General features: G+C 68.9%; 22 protein-coding genes and 3 pseudogenes. 15 read left to right on the top strand and 10 right to left on the bottom strand.

What is annotated here, in order from left to right; all coding sequences use genetic code 11:
• The first annotated feature begins 119 nt into the window (after window positions 1–119).
• From RC2_RS19155 to RC2_RS01880, 7 genes are all read left to right on the top strand, one after another.
• On the top strand, window positions 120–1,325 hold the full coding sequence (locus RC2_RS19155; RefSeq protein WP_082895483.1) for a VOC family protein: 1,206 nt from the start codon (window positions 120–122) through the stop codon (window positions 1,323–1,325).
• The gene (locus RC2_RS01905) at window positions 1,322–2,254 is read left to right on the top strand and encodes a fumarylacetoacetate hydrolase family protein (RefSeq protein WP_068148072.1); all 933 of its coding nucleotides are present in this window, start codon (window positions 1,322–1,324) and stop codon (window positions 2,252–2,254) included. Before RC2_RS19155 ends, RC2_RS01905 begins: the two co-directional genes overlap by 4 nt.
• Window positions 2,255–3,823, top strand: a complete 1,569-nt coding sequence (mhpA, locus tag RC2_RS01900; protein WP_068148074.1) for a bifunctional 3-(3-hydroxy-phenyl)propionate/3-hydroxycinnamic acid hydroxylase MhpA — start codon at window positions 2,255–2,257, stop codon at window positions 3,821–3,823.
• A complete protein-coding gene (locus RC2_RS01895) occupies window positions 3,813–5,015 on the top strand; it encodes a cytochrome P450 (RefSeq protein WP_068148077.1) in 1,203 nt (400 codons plus the stop codon). Before mhpA ends, RC2_RS01895 begins: the two co-directional genes overlap by 11 nt.
• Entirely contained in the window at window positions 5,012–5,203 is a 192-nt protein-coding gene (locus tag RC2_RS01890) for a ferredoxin (protein WP_068148081.1), read from the top strand. The genes RC2_RS01895 and RC2_RS01890 overlap by 4 nt, the downstream gene beginning before the upstream one ends.
• A gap of 13 nt (window positions 5,204–5,216) precedes the next feature.
• The gene (locus RC2_RS01885) at window positions 5,217–6,332 is read left to right on the top strand and encodes an NAD(P)/FAD-dependent oxidoreductase (protein ID WP_245810921.1); all 1,116 of its coding nucleotides are present in this window, start codon (window positions 5,217–5,219) and stop codon (window positions 6,330–6,332) included.
• 133 nt (window positions 6,333–6,465) lie between these two features.
• Window positions 6,466–7,590 carry a GGDEF domain-containing protein gene (locus RC2_RS01880; RefSeq protein ID WP_139277244.1) on the top strand — a complete coding sequence of 375 codons (1,125 nt, stop codon included), beginning with the start codon at window positions 6,466–6,468 and terminating at the stop codon, window positions 7,588–7,590.
• Window positions 7,591–7,604: 14 nt separating this feature from the next.
• Here RC2_RS01880 and RC2_RS01875 read toward each other — a convergent pair whose 3' ends face one another.
• From RC2_RS01875 to RC2_RS01865, 3 genes are read right to left on the bottom strand one after another with little or no spacing between them, the layout of a single operon-like run.
• The gene (locus RC2_RS01875) at window positions 7,605–9,371 is read right to left on the bottom strand and encodes a GMC family oxidoreductase N-terminal domain-containing protein (protein WP_245810920.1); all 1,767 of its coding nucleotides are present in this window, start codon (window positions 9,369–9,371) and stop codon (window positions 7,605–7,607) included.
• A gap of 48 nt (window positions 9,372–9,419) precedes the next feature.
• Complete coding sequence (locus RC2_RS01870; RefSeq protein WP_068148090.1) at window positions 9,420–10,304, bottom strand: hypothetical protein; 885 nt, start codon at window positions 10,302–10,304, stop codon at window positions 9,420–9,422.
• 33 nt (window positions 10,305–10,337) lie between these two features.
• Window positions 10,338–11,081: a transposase gene (locus RC2_RS01865; protein WP_068148096.1), complete on the bottom strand. Its 744-nt coding sequence runs from the start codon at window positions 11,079–11,081 to the stop codon at window positions 10,338–10,340.
• Between the two features lie 127 nt (window positions 11,082–11,208).
• Between RC2_RS01865 and RC2_RS01860 the strand changes: the two genes are divergently transcribed.
• From RC2_RS01860 to RC2_RS01850, 3 genes are read left to right on the top strand one after another with little or no spacing between them, the layout of a single operon-like run.
• Window positions 11,209–11,988, top strand: a complete 780-nt coding sequence (locus tag RC2_RS01860; RefSeq protein ID WP_068148099.1) for an SDR family NAD(P)-dependent oxidoreductase — start codon at window positions 11,209–11,211, stop codon at window positions 11,986–11,988.
• Between the two features lie 44 nt (window positions 11,989–12,032).
• A complete protein-coding gene (locus tag RC2_RS01855; RefSeq protein WP_245810919.1) occupies window positions 12,033–13,022 on the top strand; it encodes an NmrA family NAD(P)-binding protein in 990 nt (329 codons plus the stop codon).
• Between the two features lie 60 nt (window positions 13,023–13,082).
• Window positions 13,083–13,856, top strand: a complete 774-nt coding sequence (locus RC2_RS01850) for an ANTAR domain-containing protein (protein ID WP_068148102.1) — start codon at window positions 13,083–13,085, stop codon at window positions 13,854–13,856.
• Here the strand turns inward: RC2_RS01850 and RC2_RS01845 are convergent.
• A complete protein-coding gene (locus RC2_RS01845; RefSeq protein WP_068148106.1) occupies window positions 13,829–14,461 on the bottom strand; it encodes an isochorismatase family protein in 633 nt (210 codons plus the stop codon). The genes RC2_RS01850 and RC2_RS01845 overlap by 28 nt on opposite strands.
• A gap of 39 nt (window positions 14,462–14,500) precedes the next feature.
• Between RC2_RS01845 and RC2_RS01840 the strand changes: the two genes are divergently transcribed.
• Both RC2_RS01840 and RC2_RS18580 read left to right on the top strand, forming a co-directional pair.
• On the top strand, window positions 14,501–15,058 hold the full coding sequence (locus RC2_RS01840) for an Lrp/AsnC family transcriptional regulator (RefSeq protein WP_082895486.1): 558 nt from the start codon (window positions 14,501–14,503) through the stop codon (window positions 15,056–15,058).
• 328 nt (window positions 15,059–15,386) lie between these two features.
• Window positions 15,387–15,731: a hypothetical protein gene (locus tag RC2_RS18580; RefSeq protein WP_068148112.1), complete on the top strand. Its 345-nt coding sequence runs from the start codon at window positions 15,387–15,389 to the stop codon at window positions 15,729–15,731.
• A 33-nt stretch (window positions 15,732–15,764) separates the two neighbouring features.
• Here the strand turns inward: RC2_RS18580 and budC are convergent, their stop codons facing one another.
• The 4 genes from budC to RC2_RS01820 all read right to left on the bottom strand — a co-directional run bounded on the left by budC (window position 15,765) and on the right by RC2_RS01820 (window position 18,574).
• Window positions 15,765–16,547 (bottom strand): meso-2,3-butanediol dehydrogenase, encoded by a 783-nt coding sequence (gene budC, locus RC2_RS01835; protein WP_068148115.1) that lies wholly within the window; start codon window positions 16,545–16,547, stop codon window positions 15,765–15,767.
• Window positions 16,548–16,640: 93 nt separating this feature from the next.
• Window positions 16,641–17,306, bottom strand: a complete 666-nt coding sequence (locus tag RC2_RS01830) for a hypothetical protein (RefSeq protein WP_068148117.1) — start codon at window positions 17,304–17,306, stop codon at window positions 16,641–16,643.
• A gap of 302 nt (window positions 17,307–17,608) precedes the next feature.
• Window positions 17,609–18,217, bottom strand: a complete 609-nt coding sequence (locus RC2_RS01825; RefSeq protein WP_068148120.1) for a maleylpyruvate isomerase family mycothiol-dependent enzyme — start codon at window positions 18,215–18,217, stop codon at window positions 17,609–17,611.
• A gap of 75 nt (window positions 18,218–18,292) precedes the next feature.
• Complete coding sequence (locus RC2_RS01820; RefSeq protein WP_068148123.1) at window positions 18,293–18,574, bottom strand: YrhK family protein; 282 nt, start codon at window positions 18,572–18,574, stop codon at window positions 18,293–18,295.
• 98 nt (window positions 18,575–18,672) lie between these two features.
• On the opposite strand from RC2_RS01820, the pseudogene RC2_RS01810 reads away from it, so the two are divergent.
• Window positions 18,673–19,994: pseudogene (locus tag RC2_RS01810) on the top strand (DUF2254 domain-containing protein).
• A 16-nt stretch (window positions 19,995–20,010) separates the two neighbouring features.
• A pseudogene (locus tag RC2_RS19150) lies at window positions 20,011–20,383 on the top strand (ATP-binding cassette domain-containing protein); the annotation flags it as partial.
• A 45-nt stretch (window positions 20,384–20,428) separates the two neighbouring features.
• Here RC2_RS19150 and RC2_RS01800 read toward each other — a convergent pair.
• Window positions 20,429–21,328 (bottom strand): annotated as a pseudogene (locus tag RC2_RS01800) (alpha/beta hydrolase); the annotation flags it as partial.
• A gap of 41 nt (window positions 21,329–21,369) precedes the next feature.
• Window positions 21,370–21,990, bottom strand: coding sequence for a TetR/AcrR family transcriptional regulator (locus tag RC2_RS01795; protein ID WP_068148136.1), 621 nt, complete (start codon window positions 21,988–21,990; stop codon window positions 21,370–21,372).
• Window positions 21,991–22,133: 143 nt separating this feature from the next.
• Between RC2_RS01795 and RC2_RS01790 the strand changes: the two genes are divergently transcribed.
• Complete coding sequence (locus tag RC2_RS01790) at window positions 22,134–25,358, top strand: cytochrome P450 (protein WP_068148137.1); 3,225 nt, start codon at window positions 22,134–22,136, stop codon at window positions 25,356–25,358.
• The last annotated feature ends 16 nt before the right edge of the window (window positions 25,359–25,374 follow it).

Below are 25,374 nucleotides of genomic sequence, written 5' to 3'. Positions count from 1 at the left end.
GTCCGTCGAGCCGGGAGAAGTGTAACGCCGTCGCAGAACCGACGACATCGTCAGAAACGTTGACGACGAGCCCGAACGTATGTGACGATTTCGTCAGAATCTTCGGAGGGGGGATCGTCATGGCAGTGGTCGACACACCACGACACGGTCACGATCAGCCGGCGACGGGGGCCGACGGGGCCGACCGTCACGAGGACGGGCACCGGGGCCTGCACGTCGATCAGGGGGCTCGCCCCGGCGAACACCCCGGACGCGTCAGGGATCCGATCATCAAGGTCCACGACATCGCGTGGCTCGAGTTCACCAAGCCCGATCTCGCCCGAGCGCGCGCATTCGCCGAGGCCTTCGGCTTCACGGTCACCCTCGCGACGGACGACGAGTTGCATCTTCGCGGTCTGGCCGCCGGCTCCCCGTGCGTGCTGATCCGGCGCGGGCGCCGCACGGCGTTCACCGCGGCGGCGTTCCGCGCCGCCGAGACCGCCGACGTCATGACCATCGCCGAGGCCACCGGCACCCGCGTGGAGCGGCTCCCGGACACGCTGGGCGGCATCGGCGTGACCCTCACCGACCCCGGCGGGCAACTCGTTCGAGTGGTGGCCGAGGTGGACGATGCCTCGGAGATCCCCGGGCAGCGCGTGCACGAATACAACTTCGGCGCTCTCGATCCGTGGAAGATCAGCCGTGTCAACGCCACTCAGCGGCCACCACGAGAGCCCGCGATGGTGGAGCGACTCGGGCACGTGGTGATCCAGCGGAACCGCTACCTCGAGAACCTCACGTGGTACCTCGAGCATCTCGGCTTGATCGTCAGCGATTTCCTCTACTACGACGGCCAGCGTGATCGCGGACCGGTCATGGCATTCATCCGCTGCGACCGGGGAACCGAGCCCACCGACCACCACACCCTCGCCATGGCCCTCGGCCCGTCCAACCGCTACGTCCACTCGGCGTACCAGGTGTGCGACATCGATGCCATCGGCGCGGGAAGTCGGTACCTCACCGAGCGCGGCTATCAGCACTCCTGGGGCGTGGGCCGCCACATCCAGGGCAGCCAGATCTTCGACTACTGGCGCGATCCCGACGGTTTCCTGGTGGAGCATTTCGCGGACGGCGACCGCTTCGACGCCTCGCTCGAACCGGGATGGGCTCCGATGACCGCGTCCGGTCTTGCTCAATGGGGACCACCGGCCAGTCGCGACTTCCTCGGGGTGACCGTCGATCGCCGCGGCCTCGCCGAAGCGCGCTCCATCCTCTCCGCTCTGCGTCACGACACCGAATTCGATCTCCACCGCCTCCGCGGTCTGATGAAAGTTGCCTCCTCGTGATTCCTGTCCTCCGTACCGCCGATGCCTGGTGGGTCCGCCACGCCGACGGCGCCTCGCGAATCGACACCGCGGCGACCACCACGGCCGAGCTCCTGGCCGACCGCGCCGCTCTCGGTGCCGCGACGACGTCGTCGGAGCGGGTACCGGTCCACACCCTCGACCTCCGCTCCCCCGTCACGGCACCCTGCCGCGTCGTCGCCCAGATGACGAACTACCGGTCGCACGTGAAGGATTCGGGAATGAACCCGGATACCGTGCCCCTCACGTTCTTTCGCAAGGCATCGGGGTCGATCAGCGGACCGACGGACGACGTCGTCAAACCCGCGCACGTCGGTCTGTTGGACTACGAGGTGGAGATCGGCCTGGTGATCGGCGATCCGCTGGAGGTGGGCGCCTCGGTCGGCGAGGACGACCTGGCCCGCCACATCGCGGCACTCGTCATCACCGACGACGTGTCCGCCCGTGACGTGCAACTGCCGAAGACCCAGTTCTACGAGGCGAAGTCGTATCCGACCTTCACCCCCGTCGGTCCGGTGCTCGGCGTGCTCGAGGACGGCGATCTGCACCGATTCGGACACCTGCGCCTGACCCTGCGTGTCAACGGGGAAATCCGCCAGGACAGCACGGTGGCGGACATGATCTACCCGCCTCTCGAGGCTCTGCGCACGCTGTCCCGCTTCCAGCGGCTCGACACCGGCGACCTCGTGCTGACCGGCACACCCGGCGGCACCGCGCTGACGGCCCCACCGAAGCCGATCGAGATCGCGGGCGCGTTCCTGCCCCCGGCGCTGAAGTGGAAGATCTTCTTCCGCAAGCAGGGGCGAAACCCGAAGTACCTGAAGGACGGCGACGTCCTGGAGCTGTCGATCGGGACCGGCGACGGCGCCGTGGACCTCGGTGTCCAGCGCACTCGGGTGCGGGAGGCCTAGGTGACACCCCCTCCGAACGAGGCCGGTCGACCACCGGTGGTCGTGGTCGGCGCCGGCCCCACCGGTACCGTGGCCGCGCTGCTGCTGGACCGGTTCGGCGTCGACACCCTCGTCCTGGACCGGTGGGACGACGTCTTCCCGCAGCCGCGCGCGGTGCATCTCGACGACGAAGTATGTCGCATCCTCGACGGCGTGGACGCGGCGGACGACTTCCTCGCCGCCTCCCGGCCCGGCAAGGGGCTGCGGCTCGTGGATTCCGGTCTCCGCACGCTGGCTCAGTTCGATCGCGACCCGGACGATCGGCCGCACGGCTTCCCGCCGGCCAACATGTTCGATCAGCCGGACCTCGAGCACATCCTGCGTCGACGATTGGGGAAAGCCGAGAACGTCACCTTCCGTGGCGGGGTCGAGGTCGAGGACGTCGTCCACGAGGGTGACCACGTCGTCGTGGTCGTGACGGACGTCGAGACCGGGCGACGCGAGTCGATCACGGCCGACGTCGTTCTCGGGTGCGACGGCGCCAACAGTGTCGTGCGTACCGCCATCGGGTCGTCGATGATCGATCTCGGCCCGTCGCAGCGCTGGTTGGTGATCGACGTCGAGACCGACGCTCCGCTCGCGCACTGGGAGGGCGTGCACCAGCTGTGCGACCCACATCGCGCGGCCACCTACATGCGCATCGGCGCGACTCGCCATCGATGGGAGTTCGAACTGGTCGGTGGCGAGTCGCCCGACGACTACGCCGACCTCGTGTCGCTGGAGCCCCTGATGCGGCCCTGGTTGTCGGGCGTACCGGTGGCGGACCTCACGCTGATTCGCACGGCGGAGTACACCTTTCGCGCGCAGGTGGTCAATCGGTGGCGAGACCGCCGGGTGTTCCTGCTCGGCGACGCCGCCCATCTGACACCGCCGTTCATCGGGCAGGGTCTGGGCGCAGGTCTGCGTGACGCGAGCAACCTCGCGTGGAAGGTGGCAGGTGTGCGCCGGGGTCTTCTCCCGGAGTCGGCGTGGGAGACCTATCAGCAGGAGCGAGAACCCCACGCGCGCTCGATGATCGGGTTGGCCGTGACGGTCGGCCGGCTGATGGTCGGCGGCGGCGAGCGCACGATGGCGGTGCGACGCGGCGTCCTCCCGGTGCTGTCCAAGCTACCGGGCCTGGCGTCCCTGATCACCGACAGCACGACGCCGGCGCTGTCCGCATCACCGTTCGTGCGCACCGGACCGGTGCGCTCCCGCCTGACCCGCACCGCGCTCGTCGGCACCCTCGCCCCCAACGCTCTCCTGGACGACGGGGCACGCCTCGATTCGGTGACGGCGCACCGGTTCTCGATCGTCACGACCGCGACGCCGACCGCTCAGCAGAGCCGTGATCTGGACCGCCGTGGATGCGTGGTGGTGGTGGTACCTCCGGCGTCCCCACTCGGACGATGGCTCGCCCGGGGCCGGGTGAGTGCGGTACTGGTGCGGCCGGACCGCACGGTGATGGCCGCCGGAAGCTCGCTCGCCGCACTGTTCACCCGAGTCCCCATGTCTCCCGGCGTTCCTGGCGGAGGTTCCGATGCGCAGTAGTACGACCTACCCCGAGTACGCCCCGGACCTCTACTCCCGGTCCGCGATCGTGCACCCCTACCCGCACTACGCGGCACTGCGCGAGTTGGGCCCCGTCGTGCGCCTGCGTCGACACCGAGTCCTCGCCGTGACCCGTTACCAGGACTGCAAGTCCGTCCTGCAGAACGACGAGACGTTCCTCTCGGGTGCCGGGGTGGCGTTGAACCCGGTGGCCAATCGACTCGGGCACGGCACCACTCTCGGCAGCGACGGGGAGGACCACGTGCACAAGCGGTCGGTTCTCGCGCACCGCCTGACTCCGAAAGCCGTGCGCACCATGCGCACGGCCGTGGAATCGCAGGCCGAACGGGTCGTCGACACCGCGCTCGCCGCCGGGACCGTCGACGGCGTCGACGATCTCGCGAGCGCCCTCCCCCTCTCCATCGTCCCCGACCTGGTCGGATGGCCCGCCGACGTGCGTGACGATCTGCTGCGTTGGGCCGGTGCGACGTTCGATTCGTTGGGTCCGATCAATCGGCAGTCGATCCGGGCCGTCCGCAGCGCGGCGCAGATGGTGGCCTTCTCCCGCCGGGTCGTCCGCGACCGGTCCGTCGGCCCGGGCAGCATGGGAGCCGACGTCCTCCGGGCAGCCGACGACGGCACCATCGATCCGTCGCTCGCGCCGTCCCTGATGATCGACTATCTCGCTCCGTCGCTCGACACCACGATCGGCGCCATCTCCGGTGCGCTGCATCTGTTCTCACGACACCCCGACCAGTGGGACGCGCTTCGCGAGAATCCCGATCTGATCCCCAACGCGGTCAACGAGGTCGTCCGGTACGAATCCCCGATCCGCGCGTTCTCCCGACTGACCGCGCACGACACCGCCATCGACGGTGTGCCGGTGGCCGGCGGCGCCCGGGTCCTGGTGGTGTACGCCTCCGCGAACCGCGATCCCCGCGAGTGGGAGCGCCCCGACGAGTTCGACATCACGCGCGACGCTGCCCGACAACTCGGTTTCGGGTCCGGCGCGCACGGGTGTGCCGGGCAGGGTCTGGCGCGCCTCGAGACTCAGGCGCTGCTGCGCGTTCTGGCGGCGAAGGTCGCCCGCATCGTCCCGGCCGGCGAGCCCCGTCGGGCCGTCAACAACGTCATCCATCGATTCGACCGCCTGCCGCTCACCCTGGTGGCAGCGAAAGGAGACACACCATGAACGTCGACGTCGACTTCGACCGCTGTGAAGGCCACGGCCTGTGCGAGGACCAGGCGCCGAAGGTGTTCCGCCTCGACGACGACGGTGATCTGCACCTGGAGTTCGAGGAGATCCCCGAGGATCAGGCGGCGGCAGTACGCTCCGCCATCGCAGCGTGCCCGGTGGCCGCGCTGCGTGAACGTGCCTGAGGGGGACCGCCGTGTGGTGGTCGTCGGCGACTCGGTCGCCGGAATCACTGCACTGCGAGAAGTGCGTGCGCTCGGCCACACCGGGCCCGTCGGCCTGATCGCGGCGGATCCGGACGGGTGTTATCCGCGCCCACCGCTGTCGAAGAAGGCCCTCGTCGATTCGGCCGGTGACCCGGAGGGGTGGTCACTGGCCGATCTCGACGTGGACGTGACGCGGTCCGCCGCGGTACGACTCGACACCGAACGGCGCATCGTGCACACCGAAGGCGGGCACGGCGTGTACTACGACGCGCTCGTCCTGGCCACCGGCGCTCGGGCTCGTCGCCTCGCACCCGAGCGGGAGGGCGAGTTCGTGGTTCGCACGATGCAGGACTCGACGGCTCTGCGCGACCGGTTCTCGACCGCGTCGTCGGTGGCCGTGGTCGGGGCAGGCTTCCTCGGGCTCGAGGTCGCCGGCGCCGCGCATCGACTGGGTCTGTCCGTCACGGTCGTGGACACCGAGCCGCCGCTGATGCGGGTGCTCGGACCGTTCCTGTCGAGCGCGGTCGCGGATCGCCTGCGCGCGGCATCCGTCGACGTCGTGCGGGCCACGGCTCCGGTGGTGCCGTACGGGGACCCGATCGAGGGGATCGCGGTCGACGGCGTCGCCATCCCGGCCGACGTGACCGTGTCCTGCGTCGGCGAAGTGCCGAACTGCGAGTGGCTGTCCGGCACCGGCATTGCCGACGATCACGGTGTCGCCGTGGACGAGCAGTGCGCCACCGCTGTCCCCGGTGTCTTCGCGGCCGGTGACGTGACCTTCCGCCGCGATGCCGACGGGACCGTCCGCCGGAGCCCGTTCTGGTCGCACGCCGTGGCGCAAGCGAAGGTGGCGGCGGCCGGCGCGCTGGGGCTCGAGCCCCGGTGCGCACCCCATGACGACTACTTCTGGACGGAGATCCTCGGCGCGCCGGTCAAGATCGTCGGTCCCCTGCCGCCGGCCGGAGCACCGACGAGGGTCGACGGCTCCCTCGCGGACGCGTCCGCGGTGCTCGAGTGGGACCACGCCGACGGTCGACGCACCGTGGTCGCGTTCGGCGCGAAGAAGTCGGTCGGATGGCTGCGCCGCCGCGCCGCCGACGACGTCTGACGACCTCGCCCGGCAGGCCGGCACGAGGGTCGATGTGACGCGAAGACCGAGCGGTTCGTGCGAATCGAACCGAGCCTTTTCCCTGTTTTGTTACGGTGTGCGCTACCACTCATCCGGCTGCGCGGGGGGCCCTGTGGCAACCATCTCGACATCATGGGTCGACCGTCTCCGCAGCGTGCTCGGCGGATACGAGAAGGCCGGCGTGCCGTTCGATCGGTCGGGGCCGAACACCCTGACGCGGGTCGTGGTCGGCATCGGCACCATCGTCATCGGTGTGATCGGCCTGCTGTCGGCCCCCTCGGAGGAGTACAGCGGCTGGGGCGCGGTCGCGACGGCGGCCGTCTCGCTGACGAGCCTGCCCGTCGGGGTGTGGATCTGCGTCACCCACCGGTTCCGCGGTCGCACCGTCGTCGGGTTCGTCGCCTGGGCCGACGTGTCGGTCACCGTGTGCATGCTGCTCAAGGAGGAACGGCTCACCGCCATCGGCGGCACCGCTCTGTTCTCCGTGCTCACCACACTCGCCGTCATCGCTACCCCGCTCGGCGTCTGCCTGGCGCACATGGCCTACAGCACGGTGATCCTCGCGGTGATCACCGTCAACGCCGTGCTGTGGCAGGCCGCCAGCCTGTGGGTCATCGCGGCCCACACCCTGACGATGCTGCTGGTGTTCCTCACGCCGTTCGTCCTGTTGGTACACCTCGGCGAACTTCGCAGCCAGGCGCGGCAGTCGCTGCTCGATCCCCTCACGGGCCTGCTCAATCGCCGCGGACTGGAGGACGCCGTGCTCCGTCACTCCCACGCTGCCGAGTCCGACACCCTCGTCCTGGAGACGGTCGTGGTCGACGTCGACGACTTCAAGTCGGTCAACGACAGGTGGGGACATCACGTCGGGGACACCGTGCTGGCCGACCTTGCCCGCCACCTCACCGTCGTGACCGCGGGCCGCTGGGTGGTCGCGCGGCTCGGCGGGGACGAGTTCGCCTGCGTGCGTCTCACCGACGGGTCGCGCACCGCGGACGAGCTGGCCGTGTCCTTGACGCGGGTGGCGATGGTGGCCGGCTACACGATGAGCGCGGGAGCGGCCGACACCCCGCTGCCCGACCGCTCCCCGGCCGCGGTGACCGAGGCCATGACGGCGGTTCTGCGCGCGGCGGACAAGCGTCTCTACGACTCGAAGAGTCGCAAGGCGCGCGGCGCGGACGACCACGTGCGGGGGCACCGAGGACGACGCGGAGACGACGCGAACGCGACGGGCTGACGGGCCCTACGACGTCACAGCCCCAGAGAGACCATGCGCTCCGTGATGCGCGGGTCCGTCGTCACCACGGGAGCTTCCGTGTGCACCCAGCCCTCGCCACCGAAGTAGGTGGCAAGAATTGTTTCTGCTGTCCGAGTCGCGAATGCCTGGGTGGTGAGAGTGGGGTTCGGTCCGCCGAGCGAGTTGGCGAGCATCGAATTGTCGGCCAGAAAGAGTCGGTCGACGAACCGCGCCTCACCGGTGGGTCGGGTGACGGAGTTCGTCTCGGACTCGCCCATTCGCATCGAGGAATGGACGTGCAATTGCAGCGGCGCCCAGTCGACGCGGTAGATCGACCGGGCGCCGGCGGCGCGCAACAGTTCGGCTGCCCGCGTGGCGACGAATTCGCGGTTGCGTTCGGTGGCCGGCAGTCGTCCACGGGACTGCAGGTCGTACTTGGCGACGGCGCCGTTCTCGTCCGCCGGGAACAAGGACGGAACGATGCGCTGCTCCGGATCGACGTGATCGTCGGTGATACACAGGACGTTGAGCATGCGGTCGATACCGTGTGACATGAATTCTCGCAGTTCGGCGCCGGCGAGGCGCCCGGCGGGGCCGTCCCAGGCACCCGTCTTGCCGCGACCGTTCGTGTACTGCCCGCGGATGCCGCTCTCGGACAGGTTCATGGTGAACGCCTGGATGCCCGGTGTCAGCCCGGCGTTCTCGAGGCCACCGTATCCCGGGTATTCCACTCGAGCGCAGGAGTTGCCGCCGCGGGAATTACCGGTGTCGTCGTCGAACAGGCCGACCACCCAATCGAACCAGTGGTCGGTGTGGCCGCGACCGACCCATCCGTTGGGGTTCGGCAGCGCGCTGTTGAACCAGAGACGCGGCGACTCGGCCGCGCCGGCGGCGAGGACGACCACGGTCGCGTCCTCACGGAAGGTCTCCCCGGTTTCGTTGTCGCGGAACGTCACTCCGGTGGCCCGCGTGCGTCCGCCGGACGTTTCGTGGTGGATCTGCGTGACGAAGGAATCGGCCCGCAGTTCCATGGCTCGTCCGCCCGGGTGCACGGCGTCCGCGGCGAGCCCGAGCGGGACGTAACTGTTGTCGGTGGACCGGCGCGCGAGCTGGTTGCGCGGCGCGCGCAGCGGGAGGTAGCAGCCCTGGAAGCAATGCCCGCAGAAGGTGCACCCCGTGGCATCGGGGTAGACGAGCAGAGAGCTGTCGTCGGTGCGGCCCGCGTTTCCACCGGGGTGAAGAATGGCGTTCGGTTGCGGTCGGTAGGCGAAACCGGTGGTGTCCCTCGACGTCTGGAGCGGGAGACCCAGCCCCTCACAGCCCTGGAAGAACACCTGTTCCTTGCGTCCCATCGGAGCCGGCTTGATCGGGAGCGTCGCCTCCACCCATTCGAGGTACGGGACCAACTCGGCGTACGTGAGGGGGAATCGGTACGCCGTGTCGTACAGAGCCGCGTCCACCCCCTGGTACCCGGCGAAAACCCCCGGGTAGGGCCGAGGACAGTTACCGAAGTAGTGCTGTGTGGTGCCGCCGACACCGGACAATTCCCACACGAAACTGTTCTGCGACCACTCCCGGTACCACCCCGGCTTGTCACGGTTCTCCGGACCGAAGCGGAGGTAACCCGACGTCGGATCGTTGGCGTCGAACTCGAGGTGCGACCATTCCGACTCCGGATTCGCGTGCCGCGGACCGCCTTCCAGCAACAGAACGTCCAGGCCACGTCCCGCCAGTTCCGCGGCCACCACCGGACCGCCCCCTCCGGCACCCACCACGATCACGTCACGCACAGTGCGTACTTCCCCTCGTCGAATCGACCGCGATCGCGGTCAGAAGCTGTCGATGCCCCGGTGGAACCCGAGGAACTCCGCGTGTCCGTCCACCGGCCCGTTCGGCCGGTAATCAGCGATGTCCCACGCCACCGGTCGGGCGGAGAGCACGCGAGTGCGGCGATCCCACAGATCGTGTTCGCTCCAGGCTGTGAAGGCGGACCCGTCCAGCAGAATTCCGCCGAAGAAGCGGAGGATGCCGGACGCGCTTCCCGTCAACGGTTGCGGCAGCGCCTCGTCGACGATCGAGATCAGCTCCGGCAGCGGTGATTCGAGCGCTTCGAACACCCGGCACTTGGTCTCGTACCGCGCGTTGGCGAACGCCGACGCGAACGGCCCGGCCACGGTGCGGGGATCCAGCAACACCGCCGTGACGTCGAGCAGAATGGCGGCGAGCAACGACGCGGGGAACGTGCTGTCGGTAAAGCGGTAGCCGAGGGCGCGGTCGACTGCGGCGGTGACGGCGGGGTCGGGAAGGCCGCCGGCGGCGCGTGCCGCGGGATCACCCACGTCGGCAGCCGTGGCCATCAACGCGACCGCGACGGGACGCAGCAGTTGGTCCGCATGGGGGACGAAGCGGTCGATCAGTGCGCCGAAGGCCTCGGGCGACCGCTGGTCCAACGGCCCGGGGCCCGTCGCCGTGACGCCCTGCTGCAGCGAGTAGGGGTCACCCGCGGGCATCATCATCACCACGACGCCGCGCATCGCGTCGGTGGATTCCGCCAGCAAGCGATCCAGGACGGCGTCGGCCCACGGGGGCAGATCGGGATAACCGCCGAGCGGCTCGGCAACGGCGGCACCGCCTCCGGCCGCCATCGCAGCCGCGAGGAGGGACGCGAAGCCGCCGGCGCGGAGAGCGCCGCGGCGGCTCAGGGTTGGTGACACCTCGACAACAGTAGGGGTCTTTTGCGGACTATGTCACATTTGCACTTGCCTGGCCGCCCCCTCCGCCGAGTCCACCATTGCCACCAGCCGCCCCACCGATCGAACGGCCACCACGGGATCGGCCCCGTCGAAGACGGCGGCGTGGATGCCGCGCATGGCCCCGGTGATCACGCGGGCGGTGGCCCGCACGTCGACGTCGGCCGCGATCTCACCACCGGCGATGCCCGCCGAGATCAAGGCGGCCACGGCGTCGACGAACGCGGAGTGCCAGTCCTCGGCGGGCCCACCCTGCCGCGGAACGCCGACGTCCCGGAACAGCACGTGGGCGGACGGTGTCTCGTAGATGGAGCGGGCCGCGACGGTGAGGAACACGCCGAGTTGGCCGACCGGCTCGGCCGGCCAGGTCTCCTCCGCGGAGGCAGCGGCGATGGCGGCGATCAGTCGGGTCGCCGCGTCGTCGACGGCCGCCCGGAACAGATCCGCCTTGCCGGCGAAGGTGTGGAACGCGGTGCGCGGCGCCACGGCGCTGCGGGCCGCGACGGCCTCGACCGTGACCGACGTGTAGGTGTGATCGCGCAGCATGTCCTGCGCCGTCCGGATCAGCCGCAAGCGGGTGGATTCGCCCGAATCCCGTTCCGACTCCTTGGCCCAGCGGTACAGGGTCGCCGCGTGCACACCCAGTTCCTCGGCGACCGACTCGACGGCCTCGGAGCCTTCGAAGGCGCGCAGCACCGCCGAATGCCGTTGGGCGGCCGTGAACCGCGACTGTCGAGCCACGCCCGACAACCTACGAGCCGGGCGCGCATCCCGCCACCTCTATATGCGATCGGTTGCGTATCGACTGCAACTTTTGCATGATGGAGTGGTCCCGCCCGCTCGCTGACGACCCCCCGGAGGCTCAGTCATGGTGTTCACGCCGACGCGTTCCCTGATCACGGGAGCCAGCGCGGGGATCGGGCTGGCACTGGCCCGCGCCCTTGCCGCGCGCGGGTCCGACCTCGTCCTGGTCGCGCGACGCGAGGACCGCCTGAAGGACGTGGCCGCCGAACTCGAAGCGACACACGGCATTCGCTGCGAGGTCGTCGCGCACGACCTGATCGGCGAACGTCCCGGTCACACCCTGCGCTCCCGCATCGGCGGCGACGTCGATCTGGTGGTGAACAACGCCGGCATCGCCACCCAGGGCGACTTCGTCGACGCCGATGCCGCGGCTCTCGACCGCGTCATCGCCGTCGACATGGCCGCGCTGGTCGACGTGTGTCACGCCTTCCTCCCCGACATGGTCGCGCGCAGGTCCGGCACCATTCTCAACGTCTCCAGCACCACGGCGTTCCAGCCGGTGCCCTCGCTCGCGGTGTACGCCGCGGCGAAAGCCTTCGTACTCAGCTTCTCGCAGGCGCTGTGGTGCGAGGCTCGCCCCCACGGCGTCCGGGTGATGGCCCTGGCACCCGGGCCGACGAAGACCGAGTTCTTCGACGTCATCGGCGAGAACGCCGCGATCGTCGGCTCGATGCAGACGGCGGATCAGGTGGCCCGGACGGCACTGTCGGCCCTCGACCGACGCCGTCCCCCGCTCTACGTCGTCTCCGGGCGCCGCAACACGCTCGCATCCGCGGGAGCGCGCATCGTCCCCAACCGGATTCTGCTGCCGATGCTCGCGCGATCCATGCGCCGCTTCACCTGACCCACTGCAGTTCTCGACATCCCCGCTCGCGAAGGAGTACCGCCATGCCGATCGTTCTCGTCACCAGCGCCGCCGGCGGAGTCGGCCGCCCACTCGTCCGTGCGCTGGCCGCGCAGGGCGTCACCGTCCGTGCTCTGGTCAAGAACGAGGCCCAGGCAGCGACCGCGCGGAGCGACGGTGCAACCGAGATCCGGGTGGGCGACATGCGTCGGGACGCCGTCCTCGCCGAGGCGATGACGGGCGCCGACAGCATGTACCACGCGGCACCCACGCAGATCATCGACGAAGGGCCCATCGCCGAGCGCATCGTCGACCTGGGCACGCGACACGGCCTGTCGCACCTGGTCTTCCACTCCGTCATCCATCCGGAGATCACCGAGCTGCCGCACCACACCCAGAAGGAGAACGTCGAGACGCTGCTGGCCGACCAGCCCGTCCCGACGACGATCCTGCGTCCGTCTCACTACATGCAGAACTACCTCGAATTCTGGGAATTCATCCGCGGTGGATTGATGCCCTACCCCGTGTCGACGACCAGCCCCATGGGAGTCGTCGACGTGGAGGACGTCGCCGAGGCCGCCGCCGCGGTCTTCCTCGCGCCGGACGAGCACATCGGGAAGACCTACGACCTGTCGACGGAGACCATCGACCGGAACGCGATGGCCGACGCGTTCGCGGACGCACTCGGCCATCCGGTGACGGCGATCCGGCTGCCACCGACCGTGCTCCTCGAGCCCCTGTCCGCGGCGGGCGCCGTCGTTCGCGGGGCCGCACGGGCGATCACGACGCTGTCACCGCTCCGAGCACACCACCTGGTCAAGGGCGCGATGGAGGCGCAGAACGCCCGCGGGATCAAGACCTGGTCGCCGCAGGCGCGCGACAACTACGTGCAAATGATGACCTACTACGACTCCCACGGCCTGCCCGTCGGGGATCTGTCGCACCTGCCGTCGTTGCTCGGCCGCACCCCCACCCGCTACACCGAATTCGCCCGGCGCGAGGTCATGCGGCGATCCTCCGCCCGAGGCCGCTGACAGAACGGCCGTCTCGGACTCGACGCGTACGGCCGTCTTCGATCGTGGTGGAATGGCTCCATGTCTGCGCACGACGAACTGGCGTCGATCGACCTGCGAATCGCCGCCGTCGTGCGCGAGGTCGCGCAACTGGGCGGGGAAGACGACCACGTCGCCGAACTCCTCGACCGCCTCACCCACGAGCTTCGGTCGTGCGTCGACCGCGCGGACTACTGCGGTATCGCCATCGCCTTCGCCGGCTTCACGTTCACCGGCGCCTCCTCGGATCCCACCATCGCCCCGATCAACGAGGAGCAGTTCGCCCTCGGTGACGGGCCATGTCTGCACGCCGCCCGCACCGGACGCGTCGTGGTCGCGGACTGCACCGGCACGGACGAGCGCTGGCCGGACTTCGGTGCGTCCGCGCAGGCGCTCGGCGTTCAATCGATGCTGTGCGCACCCATCCATGCCGACGGCGCATCCATCGGCTCCTTGACCCTGTTCTCCCGAACCCGGGAGTTGCTCGAAGGGCGGGAAGGACACGCGCTCGAACTGGTGGCGAACGCGGTGGGCGACGCGCTGAAGCGGAACCGCCATCGACGATCGCTCGAAGAGACGGTGGCCGGTCTGCGCGACGCGATGAACCACCGCGCACCCATCGAACAGGCCAAGGGAATCCTGATGGCCCTCCGCAACATCGACGCCGACGCCGCGTTCGCCGCACTGTCCGCCGAATCCCAGCGAACCAATCGCAAGCTCCGCACCGTGGCGGCGGAATTCGTGGACTCCGTCAGCAGGTCCGCACCGGGACGCGATCGGCCAGACGGTCACGCTGCCGTCGACTCGTTGCCCTGAACGCGCGCCAGCGCCGGGGCATCGGCGTCGCACAACGCCACGAGATCGCTTGTGGGCAGGGCTGTGCAGAACTCCCCGTGCAATGACGCGACGCTCAGAGCGTGGACGATGTCGGCGTCGTGGTCCGCCCCGTCGGGTCCGATTCTGTTGGTGGTGGAGCAGGCATCGTGCGACAGATAGGTGTCGTATGCGAGGTTGCCGGCCGTCCGCACCGTGGTCTCGACACACATGTTCGTGAAGAAGCCCGCAACCACGACTCGATCGACGCCGCGGCGCCGGAGACGAACCTCCAGATCGGTCCCGAAGAACGCCCCGTTGACGGACTTGACGACGAGTTCCTCCTTGTCGGCCGGGCCGAGTCCGTCCTTGAACTCGCAGCCGGCCGCCGACGGGTGCAGCGGTGAGTCGCGCTCGAGCGACTCGTGTCGAGTGACGAAGACCGGCAGCCCGCGGGAGCGCCACGCGTCGAGCAGGTCTCCGATGCGCTGCTCGGCGCCGGGGTTGTTGCGGCGGCCGGCGGTGCCCCCCCAGTGCTGCAGCTCGTCCACACCGATCTGGGGGTCGATGACGATCAGAGCGGTGCGATTGTCGAAACGGTGGATCATGGCTTCTTCTCCTCGGGTTCGTGGTGCATCCGAAAAGTAATGAAGAGACTGCTGTCCCACCACGTCCGTCGTCGCCGTATTCTCGGACCGAGTATGCCGATACGGGAGGTCGATGTGGCGAAACGTCAGCTCGATGGAGTCGACCGCCGGATTCTCGCGATGCTGTCGGCAGACGCCAGGGCTTCCGCCACCGCGTTGGCCCGCGAGGTACACCTGAGCCGCGGTGCCGTCCAGCAGCGCATCGGCCGGATGGAGCGCGACGGTGTCATCGCGGGATACACCGCCGTCCTGTCGCGCACCGACGATCGCCGGACCGAGGTGACCGCATTGGTCACGATCAATCTGCACACGCCCCGATACGCGGAGGTCGCGGCCGACACCGCAGGCTGGCCGGAGGTCCGCGCCTGCTGGTCCATCGCCGGGGAGAGGGACATGGCGTTGCTGGTCGATGCCGACTCGAACGACGAGTTGATGGAGATCACGCGTCGTTTGAACGAGTTGCCGGCCGTACGCGACACGGCCACGCACGTCGTCCTGCGAACGCATTTCGATCGCGCCGCGATGACCGATCCGACACGGACGTCGGCGACGACGTGACATCGTCGTCGGAGTCCGGCTCCGTCCGTCGTCGTCGCCGACGAGCACACCGATGTCGTGAGGGTGCCGTCCGCTGCGCACACACGAACCCTGCGACGACCAGAAGGGCTGCGAGGCAGGCGATCACCGCGCCTGCCACCTCCGTTGCGGCCTGCGTCGAACTCGCCCCACCGCGTGTCGAGGTCACCGCGTCGACGGCACCGCCGGCGATGGCAGCGAGGACGGTGCCGGCGATCCCGACGCCGACGGCGGTGGCCAGTTCTCCTACCGTGTCGACCAGTGCCGCACCGACGGACGTTCGATTCTCCGGGAGCCCGGCGAGCACGTTGTGACCGGCCACCGTACCGACGACGCGCATCCCGGCTGCGACGAGCGCCAGGGCGATCAGCACGAATGGATAGCCGAACCTCGCCAGGGCCGAGAACACCACGAGTCCGGCGACGACGGCGACGGCACCGGCTTCCGCGGCGCGAGTCGCCCCGAGTCGCTGTACGAGCGGGGCGACGACTCGGCCGGTGGCGAGCAGCACGGCCACCTGGGCGACGGTTCCGGCAGCGGCGAGCGCCGGCGACCACCCCCAGACGAGTTGCAGCTGCAGCACTTTTTCCCTCACGACAACGGTAGCGCACACACCGCACGCGCACCGGCAGACATTCAGCCCCCGCTGCCCTGAACATGACGGGCGCACAGGGGCGTCGGAGATCGACTACTCCCTGTGGGGCTGCCCTGTCGATGCGCTGGTGCCACCGTCGACGGCGAGCAGAGCACCCGTGATGTACCGCGCATCGTCGGATGCGAGAAACAGCACGGCGGGAGCGATGTCGTCGGGCTCCCCGGGCCGGCCCAGGGCGATTCGGTCGACGAACGGCGCCAGGGACTCCTCGTCCGTCGCCATCCCCGCGGTCATCTCGGTCAGCGTGAACGCGGGCAGTACCGCGTTGACGCGCACACCGCGACCGCCGTAATCGAGTGCGAGAGAACGCACGAACCCCGTCATCGCATGCTTGGACGCGTTGTAGGCAGCCTGCCCCCAGTCCCCGGCGATGCCCGATACCGACGAGACCGCGACGAGATTCCCACCCGACCGCACCAATTCGGGCAGCGTCGCCCGAGCGAGGTGGAGGAAGCCGTCGATGTTGACCCCGCGCAGCAGAGCCCAGTCCTCGTCGGTGAGCTCGGTGATGTCACCGCCGCCGTCGTGGACTCCCGCATTGGAGACGACGATGTCGATCCGTCCGTAGGTCTCGAGCACCGTCGCCACCAGCGTCTCGACGTCCTCACGACGCGACACGTCGCCCGCGACGACCAGCGCACGCCCGTCGTGGGCGTCCGTGACGGTCTCCTCGAGAGGCTCGCGACGGCGGCCGGTGACGACGACGATCGCGCCGTTGGCGAGGAAGGCACGCGCGATGGCTCGTCCGATCCCCGATCCGGCGCCGGTGACGACGATGACCTTGTCCTGCACTGCGTACTCGTTGGTGGTGCTCATGCGCTCGGCGCGCCTCCCCGTCGTCCCGTGGTCCCGCCGATGACGGCGGTCACCCACCGGAATGCCTCGTCGTCGCAGTTCCCAATCATCCGGCTACAGCGCAGCGATCGTCACCGCGGGGCGCGCCAGTCGCCATCGAGCGCAGCCCTGGCGAAGAGCCTCGTCCACCGCGCGGACGATCGAGTCGAGCCGCTCGACCGAGAGCGGAACCACGGTGCCGGCGGACCGGCTCAGCACGATCCTGTGAGCGGGAGTGCCCAGGGTCCTCGCCTGCGCGGTCCGGCAGAGCGCGTGCTCGGCAGCGTTCGCCCAGTCGGCGGAGTTGCCGCACGGGCCGGTGTCGGCGTGCAGGCCGACCACGACGATTCTGCGAGTCGGCGACACCGAGGGAAGGTCGGGTCCGAGATAGACGAAGGTCGTTCTCCGCGCGTACTCGACCAGGTGATCGACGTGCTCCTGCCTGCCCACGATGAACCGCGTGATTCCGTGATGCACCGCTCGGCGGATCGAGTCCGGGCAGTCGCCCGCGCGGAACACGACTTGATTCGGACGCACGCTCACCGACTGCACCAGGTCGAGACCGGTGTCGTCGAGCACGAGAACGGTGGTGGCGCTGCGCTGGACCCAGAGCAGTACGTCACGGTCGACGAGCGCGCGGGCGGACACGGCACACCCGACGTCGGGGGCGACGCGGCGCATCCGGTGTCCCGGATCGCTGTACGGAGCGACGACGAGATCGGCAGCGAAAGTCGTTGTCATGCATCATGTCTAGCGTCGGACGCCGCGTAGCTGCGTGGCCTTCACGTACTCCTGACACGCCGCGGCACTTCTTGACGTATCCCTGACGGAACCGGCCACCGCGTTGCCTCTGGGGCCGACCTTCCTGCACTTGCGGACCCGGTAACCGACCGCGACGTTCCCTTCGACGTCGTCGAGCCCACCGACATGGATCGGATCCGTCGCCCCCTGCCGCCCGCGGTCGAACCCGGCTGAATCCACGCTCGCGTACACGCCACGACGGTTGCACGGTCCCGCTCCCCAGTACGGCGCCGGCACACCCGTCATTCCTCGAGATGGTCGTACACGCTCTCGCGGGCGGTCAGAATCATGACGATCACCGTTGCCGGCAGAACGACGGTGTCGCCCTCTCCGATACGGAAATCGAGGTCGGACGCCTGGAGTGCGTGGCCGGCGAGATCCGCGCCGAAGTAGGCCATCCGGTTCCTCGACTCGATAGTGCGCAGAACGATGTCGAGGTGTTCCTCCGTGGCGGTCGCGGGCAGTCCGAGTCCGTCCGTCAGGTCGAGTCCGTGAACGACGTCGTGGCACAGCGCATCGACGAGGTCTCCGCCCGGTGGGCTCCACGCGGTGGTGATGTTGTCTCGAAGGGCGGCCACCAGTTCGACGTGGTCCATCCGCGCGACATCGCGACGAGCGAGGCGGTCTGCCGCCCGATCGAAACTCCCGCGTTCTCGCAGCATCGCGAGTATCACCGCAGGCATGCCCACCCGGAACGACATCGACAGGTGTGCGGCGAGGTGAGCTACCGTCCACCCCTCGCACGGGGTCGGCTGGTCCCACCCGGTCTCCGACAACGCCTCGAGTACCGCCACCGACGCCTGCCTCTGCTGCGCGGTCAGCGCCGCAACGTGTTCGTCGCGCTTCGCCATGGGCCTTCCCTTCGTCGACGTGTCCGGAGCCTGTCACTGGACAGACACGTCGGCGGACCGAAACTCATCGCGCGGTCAGAAGTCCGCCGACGCCCCTCCGTCGTCGGAGCCGATGCGCCGCAGGTGAAGACGCCGACTCAGGCGAATGACCGGTCGAGCGAGGAACTGCAGGCTGCCCACCAGGAAGAACCACGTCGCCGCCGTCGTCGTGGACTCCCAGAAGAACAGGACGCTGCCGATCACGAACCACAGCGCGACCAGGACGTCGTTGACGATGCTGGCGGTCTCCCACTTGCGGCGGATCACGAGCTCGTCGTGACCGAGGTGGAGGGTGAGGGTGCGACCGTTGTCTGCCATGACCGGTGGATGCCCCGCATCGATTGCAGTCGAACCGGACCGCGTGTTCCCGGCACGGCGCGTGCCGCTCTCGGTCACGGCGGCCGCAGACTGTGCGGATGAGACAGCGGTGGCTTCGGCTGCGTGAGACGTTCTGGTTCGTGCCGGCGGCGCTCGGCGTGGTCGCACTCCTGATGGCGCAGGCCCTGTTTCGGCTGGACTGCGCCCTGCTCGATCGCGGCGTCGTGATCGGCAACTCGCTGCTGTATCACGTCGGGGCCAGCGGGAGCCGGGACATTCTGGGCGCCATCGGGGGCTCCTTGCTCGGTGTCGCTGCGACGTCGTTCTCGATCACCATCTCGGTTCTCGCCACCACCAGCTCCACCTATGGCCCACGCCTGGTTCGCAATTTCATGGCCGACAGGGCAATCAGGTGGTCCTCGGCATCTTCGGAGCCACGTTCCTGTACTCCCTGACGGTCCTGCGGTCGATCCGTTCGCTCGATGCGGACGGCGACACCTTCGTCCCCGACATCGCGGTCAACGTCGCGGTCCTGCTCGCCGTCGTCGACGTGGGGGTTCTCGTCTATTTCATCCACCACATCGCGCAGTCCGTTCAGGCGGGCACGCTGTCCGCACGGGTGCGTCAGGAACTCCGCGACGCGGTCGACTTGCTGCACCCCGACGACCCGCCGACGGGTCTCGCCGACATCGCGGAGGCCACTCTGCCGCCCCGTCGGGCGACGGTCCGCGCGACTCGGGCGGGGGTGGTACTCGGTATCGACGACACGGCTGCAGTCGCACTCGCGACGCGTCACGACCTGACCCTCGTCCTGCGCTGTCGCGCGGGCGACCACGTGCTGGACGGCGATCCTGTCGTCGACATACACGGCGGGGCCGAGACCTCCGACGTCGTGGCGACGGTGCGCGAACTGGTGGACCTGGGCGACGATCGGACGCCCCGCCAGGACATCCTCTTCGCCGTCGAGCAGCTCACGGAGATCGCGGTCCGTGCGCTCTCGACCGGCACCAACGACCCGTACACCGCACGCAACGCGTTCGACGATCTCTCGTCCGAACTGGCCCGCCTCGCGAGCCGACCGACGCCCCCCGCGGTGCGGACCTTCGACAGGCGACCTCGCCTGGTGACGACGCACGTCCGCGTCACCGAGTGCGTCGACCACGTACTCGACGCGGTGCGCCTCTACGCGATGAGCAGCCCCCTGGTTGTTCGCGCCGGAATCCGTGCGGCGGAGCGCATCGGCACGGCGACGACGTCACCGGATGTGGCCTCGCGGGTGTCGATGCACCTCGCTCGACTCGCCGAGACCTGCGAGCGGGACATGACCGACCCGAGCGGGCGCGCCGACTGCATCGCGGCGGCCGCCGAAGCGGACGAGCGCATCCGACACCGCACGCACGCTGTCGGCGGCTACAGCTAGGCGGCCGGCGTGCCACGCCCGCATCGTGTCGATCCTGCGTCAGGACAACACGCTGACCGCGCGGGTCACCATTCGTGAGCTCGTCTCGTTCGGCAGGTTTCCCCACTGCGGTGGCCGACTCACCGCTCGGGATCATGCGGAGGTCGACCGTGCGCTCGACTTCCTGCATCTCGATGCCCTCGCCGGGCGCTACGTCGACCAGGGGTCGGGTGGTCAGCGGCCGGCGCGCGTTCGTCGCCATGGTCCTCGCACAGGACACTCCGTACGTTCTGCTCGACGAACCGTTGAACAACCTGGACCAGAAGCACTCGGTGGCGATGATGAGTCATCTCCGACGCGCGGCCGACGAACCGGGGCGCACCGTCGTGCTCGTCGTGCACGACATCGACGGCACCCGCAGCGCGGTCTATGCACGCCCCCACGACGTCGTCACGTCACGACGGGTTGCGCGATCGAGTCGACGGCGGGTCGAGAAGGGTCCGGACGAACCAGGAGACCAGTAAGTGACGGACCTCGTCGGCGTGGTCGGTGAAGACCTCGAAGTGAGAGTTCGGGAACTCGACGTAGTCGACTCCGTCGACGCGACGTAGTGCGCGACGCACCATGGCGGCGGGGGTGATGGAGTCGTCGGTCGCCAGCACCACTCGAAGCGGAACGCGAACGCGTGCGGCATCGGCGGCGGTCGACCACCGCAGCATGTTCACCAGCGACGCCGAGGTCACCGAGTTCACGAACGTGGTTGCCGGCGATGCCATGTCGGTCATCCATTCGAGGGCGCCATCGGTGGCCATCGCCGCGAGCGAGCCGCTGGGACCGGCGACGGGCACGTGACGCGCCGGCCGACCCAGCATCCGCGCGATCAGGTCGCGGACGATCTCCGCGCCGAGGTCGAGGCGAGGCGGCCAGGACGGCCGATAGCGGATGAACGGAACCAGAGCACACGCAGCCGCCACTCGGGGGTGACGCGCCGCCATCACCAGCGCGTGCCCACCGCCCAGACTCGAACCCCAGACGCCGATTCGGTCGGCGGCGAAGCGGGGGTCGTTCGCCACCGCGTCGATTGCTGCCGAGAGAGCTCGCGCCTGGTGCGGTGGATCGATGTGCTGGCGCGGCGTTCCGTCGCTGTCCCCGAAACCCGGATAGTCGATCGCCACCACGGCGATCCCGTGGTCGGCCAGATCGCGGCAGTAGGGCGGGTAGAGCACCTCCTTGGTGCCACCGAAACCGGGGCCGACCACCGTCACGGGGTGTGGAGAACCGCCTCCGACCGGTAGGTACAGGTCGGCGCGGCACACCGTGCTCTCGACGACGAACTCGAACCGATCCATCTCGTACCCCCCGGACGACGTCGACCCTCAACATAGGTCATGTCGGGTCACGCCGGGGACGGGAGGACGGCTCCGTGCGTCACCATGCCGTGGAGCGAGTCGACGAGGATGGCGAGGCACGCCTCCTCCGATTCCGCATTCGGCGATGTCAGATGTTGAGCGATGAGTCCGTCCATCGTGGCCAGATAGAACCGAGCCACCACGGTCGTGTCCGTGGCGGGGGTCAGACCGAACTCCGCGGCGGTGTTTCCGATGACCTCTGCGGTGACCGCGTCGACCGTCCGGCGGTGCTCCTCCATGATCTCGCGCAGTTGCGGTGACCGAAGAGCCACCAATCCGAGTTCGGTGAGGAGTTGGTGCTTGCCCGGCTGCTCGATCACCGTGCGCCACAACCGATCGGTGAACACACGCACACTCGCGGTGAACGTGTCCCCCGCCGGCACCTCGACACCGCGTACGTAGGACACGAGGTCGTCCGTCAGAGCCGTGATGACCGCTCGGTACAGCTCCTCCTTGGAGCCGAACACGTAGTGCAGCGTCGCTTGCGGCACCCCGAGTTCCTTGGCGATCGCCCGCGTACTCCCCGCGGCCGGTCCGCTGCGCGTGAGGAGGTCGATCGCGGCGTCGACCAGTTGCGTGCGGCGCTCGGCCGCCGGGACGTGTGCCATTTGCCCAGTATAGGGGCGCCCTCGCACCCCTTCGAGGTCCGCCGACACCCCTTCGACAGAAATTTGATCAACTGACATGGTCAAGTGAACAACTTGCTGTTAGCGTGGTCACATCCACACGGTCTCGTCGATCGGAACGTCTCATGACCCAGCAGCTGACCATGACCCCCACGCCAATCCCGGAACGTCCGTCGCTCCCCTACATCGGCCATGCCCTGCAGATCGCCCGCAGCTCCGGCGCGATCGAGCACCTGCTCGACGAGTGCGAGGTGATGGGTCCGATCTTCCGGCTCCGCGCTTTCGGCGACGAACAGATCATCGTGTCCGGGTCCGACCTCGTCGCCGAGATTCTGGGGAACGACGCGTTCGCGAAACTCGTCCACACGGACCTCGTCACCCTGCGTGACATCGGGGGCGACGGACTGTTCACCGCGTTCAACGAGGAACCGAACTGGCGCAAGGCGCACAACATCCTGATGCCCTCGTTCACTCGCCAGGCCATGCGCAATTACCACGAGAAGATGGTCGGTGCCTCGCGGAACCTGATCGCGTCGTGGACACGTGCGGCGCAGTCGGACCGGCCCGTCGATGTCTCGCGCGACATGACCCGCTTGACGTTCGACACGATCGGGATGTGTGGCTTCGGATACGACTTCGATTCGTTCACGGGCGAGGCCGTTCACCCGTTCGTCGAGGCGATGATCGGCGCGCTCACACATGCGCAGAAGCTCAACGAGTTGCCACCGTTCGTCAACAAGCTCCGACTGTCGGGCAACCGGCGCTACGCGGAGGACCTGCACACCATGCAGGCGTTGATCACGGAATTGATCGAACAGCGCCGTCGGACCGACCCGACCCGTGACGACGACCTGCTCGGCCGCATGCTCAATACCGCCGATCCCGATACGGGCGAGTTGCTCGACGACCTCAACATCCGCAACCAGGTGGTCACGTTCCTGATCGCCGGCCACGAAACCACCGGCGCAGCACTGTCGTTCGCCCTGTACTACCTCAGCAAGCACCCCGCCGTCCTGAAGCGCGCACAACGCGAGGTCGACGGCGTCTGGGGGCGCGACGACGACATCGACCCCTCGTACGAGGACGTCGGTCGTCTCACCTACGTGCGACAGGTTCTGGACGAGGCGCTGCGCCTCTGGCCGACCGCGCCCGGTTTCGCCGTCAGCCCCGACCGAGACGTGGTCGTCGGCGACGGACACGAACTCCGCCCCGGCGACGCCGTCACCGTCTTCATCCCGGCCCTGCACAGGCAACCCGAGTGGGGTCCGAACGTCCACGGTTTCGACCCCGACCGATTCTCGGCGGAGGCCACCGAACGCCGCCCGGGCCACGTCTACAAACCGTTCGGGCACGGCGAACGGGCCTGCATCGGCCGCCAATTCGCCCTTCACGAAGCCACTCTGGTGCTCGGCATGCTCATCCACCGGTTCTCGCTCGACGACACGTCGAACTACCGATTGACGATCGGAATCACGCTCACCATCAAACCCGACGGGTTCGGCCTGACACCGCGGCTGCGCCGACCTGCGGACCGGACACCCGCCACGGCACCGACGCCGGCCCCGCCGAGCGACACCGCCTCCGCCCCAGCGCCTCGCGCGGACATCGAGACCGTCCGGGTCTTCCACGGATCCAACCTGGGGACGTCGGCCTCGATCGCCCGCGAGGTGTCCGCGGCTCTCGACGCACGCGGCTTCGACACCGCCACCGCACCGCTGGACGACGCGATCTCGACGATCCCCGACCTCGCACCCGGCAGCGCCGTGGTGATCGTCGCGTCCTCCTACAACGGTCGACCGACCGACGACGCGGCCGCGTTCTACGACTGGATGCAGTCGCTCGAGCCCGGGTCGATCGACGGACTCCCGGTCGCCGTCCTCGGGATCGGTGACCGCAGCTACGCCGACACCTACCAGTACGTGCCGGCCACCATCGGTCGAGAGCTGGCGCGAGCAGGTGCCACGGAGCTCGTGCCGCGCGGCGCAGCCGATGTGGGAGGCGATTTCGGCACCGTGGTCCGCGACTGGTGCGCGCAGTTGACGGCGGCGCTCGGCGGCGCCTCCGCCGAGCAGTCGCACGACGAGAAGCAGGAACGTCGATCCGCCGGTCTCGTCACCGTTCACCCGGTGGCGCCTCTCGCCGAGCTGCGTCTACGCAACCACGGTCTCGCGACGATGACCGTGCTCGAATCACGACCGATGGTGGACACGACACATCCGCTGGGTCGCCCGAAACACTTCCTCCGAGTGCAGCTTCCGGACACCACGCGGTACCGCACGGGGGATCACCTCGCCGTCCTGGCCCACAATCCGCCCGAGCTGGTGACTCGCGTGGTCGAGCGCCTGGGCCTCGACCCCGATGCCGAAGTGACGGTCCGAACATCGAGTTGGGGCGCCGGTTCTCTCCCCACCGACCGTCCGGTCACGGTGGCGGTGTTGCTGCGCGACTACGTCGAACTCCAGCGGCCCGCCTCCCGAGCCGATGTCGAGCGCCTCGCAGCGGCGTGCCCGTGCCCTCCGGAACGGGCACCGTTGGACCGACTCGCGACGTCGAGCGACGGCGACTTCGCCGACACCGTCACCGCCCGGTCCGTCACCGTTCTCGATCTGCTGGAGCAGTATCGCTCCGTCGAGATGACCGTCGAGTCGCTCGTGGGCCTGCTTCCGGCCGCCGAGCCGCGGCGGTACTCGATCTCGTCGTCGCCGAGAACCGACCCGCACACGATCGATCTCATGGTGTCCGTGGTCGATTCCCCGCACCGCGCGGACCCCGAGGCGACTCGGTACCGCGGAGTCACGTCCTGCCATCTCGCCGGCCTGGTGGCCGGTGACACGATCGCAGCCCGGGTGGTCCCGTGCGACGACCGATTCCGCCTACCTCTCGACCAGCGCGCGATCGTCGTCGCCGCCGGGACGGGACTGGCGCCGTTCCGGGGCATGGTCGCCGACCGCCGCGACCCGGTGGCCGACACACCGCCCTCGGCGCCGCTCACTCTGTACTTCGGCTGCGACCACCCCGATGTCGACTTCCTGCACCGCACGGAACTCGAGGAGGCCGAACGAGACGGCGTCGTCTCCCTGCGGCCCGCCTACACCTACGCCCCGGTCGACGGTCACCGATTCGCCCAGGACCGCATGGTCGCCGACGCCGACCACGTGTGGTCGGAACTGCAGCGCGGCGCGCACCTCCGAGTCTGCGGAGACGCCGCCCGACTCGGTGCGGGCGTGGACGACGCCCTGCGGACGATCTACCTCCGCTGCGCCCCCGACAGTGCGAGAACCGATGCTGCCGCCGCGGAATGGATCGCCGCACTGCGCCGCGACCACCGCTACGTCGGCGACGTCTGGTGACCGCATCCACCACGAC

The sequence above is a fragment of the Rhodococcoides corynebacterioides NBRC 14404 genome (genome assembly GCF_001894765.1).
Lineage (GTDB): Bacteria > Actinomycetota > Actinomycetes > Mycobacteriales > Mycobacteriaceae > Rhodococcoides > Rhodococcoides corynebacterioides.
Note: the sequence above shows the minus strand (reverse complement) of the source record. Positions and strands in the feature narration are given on the sequence as shown.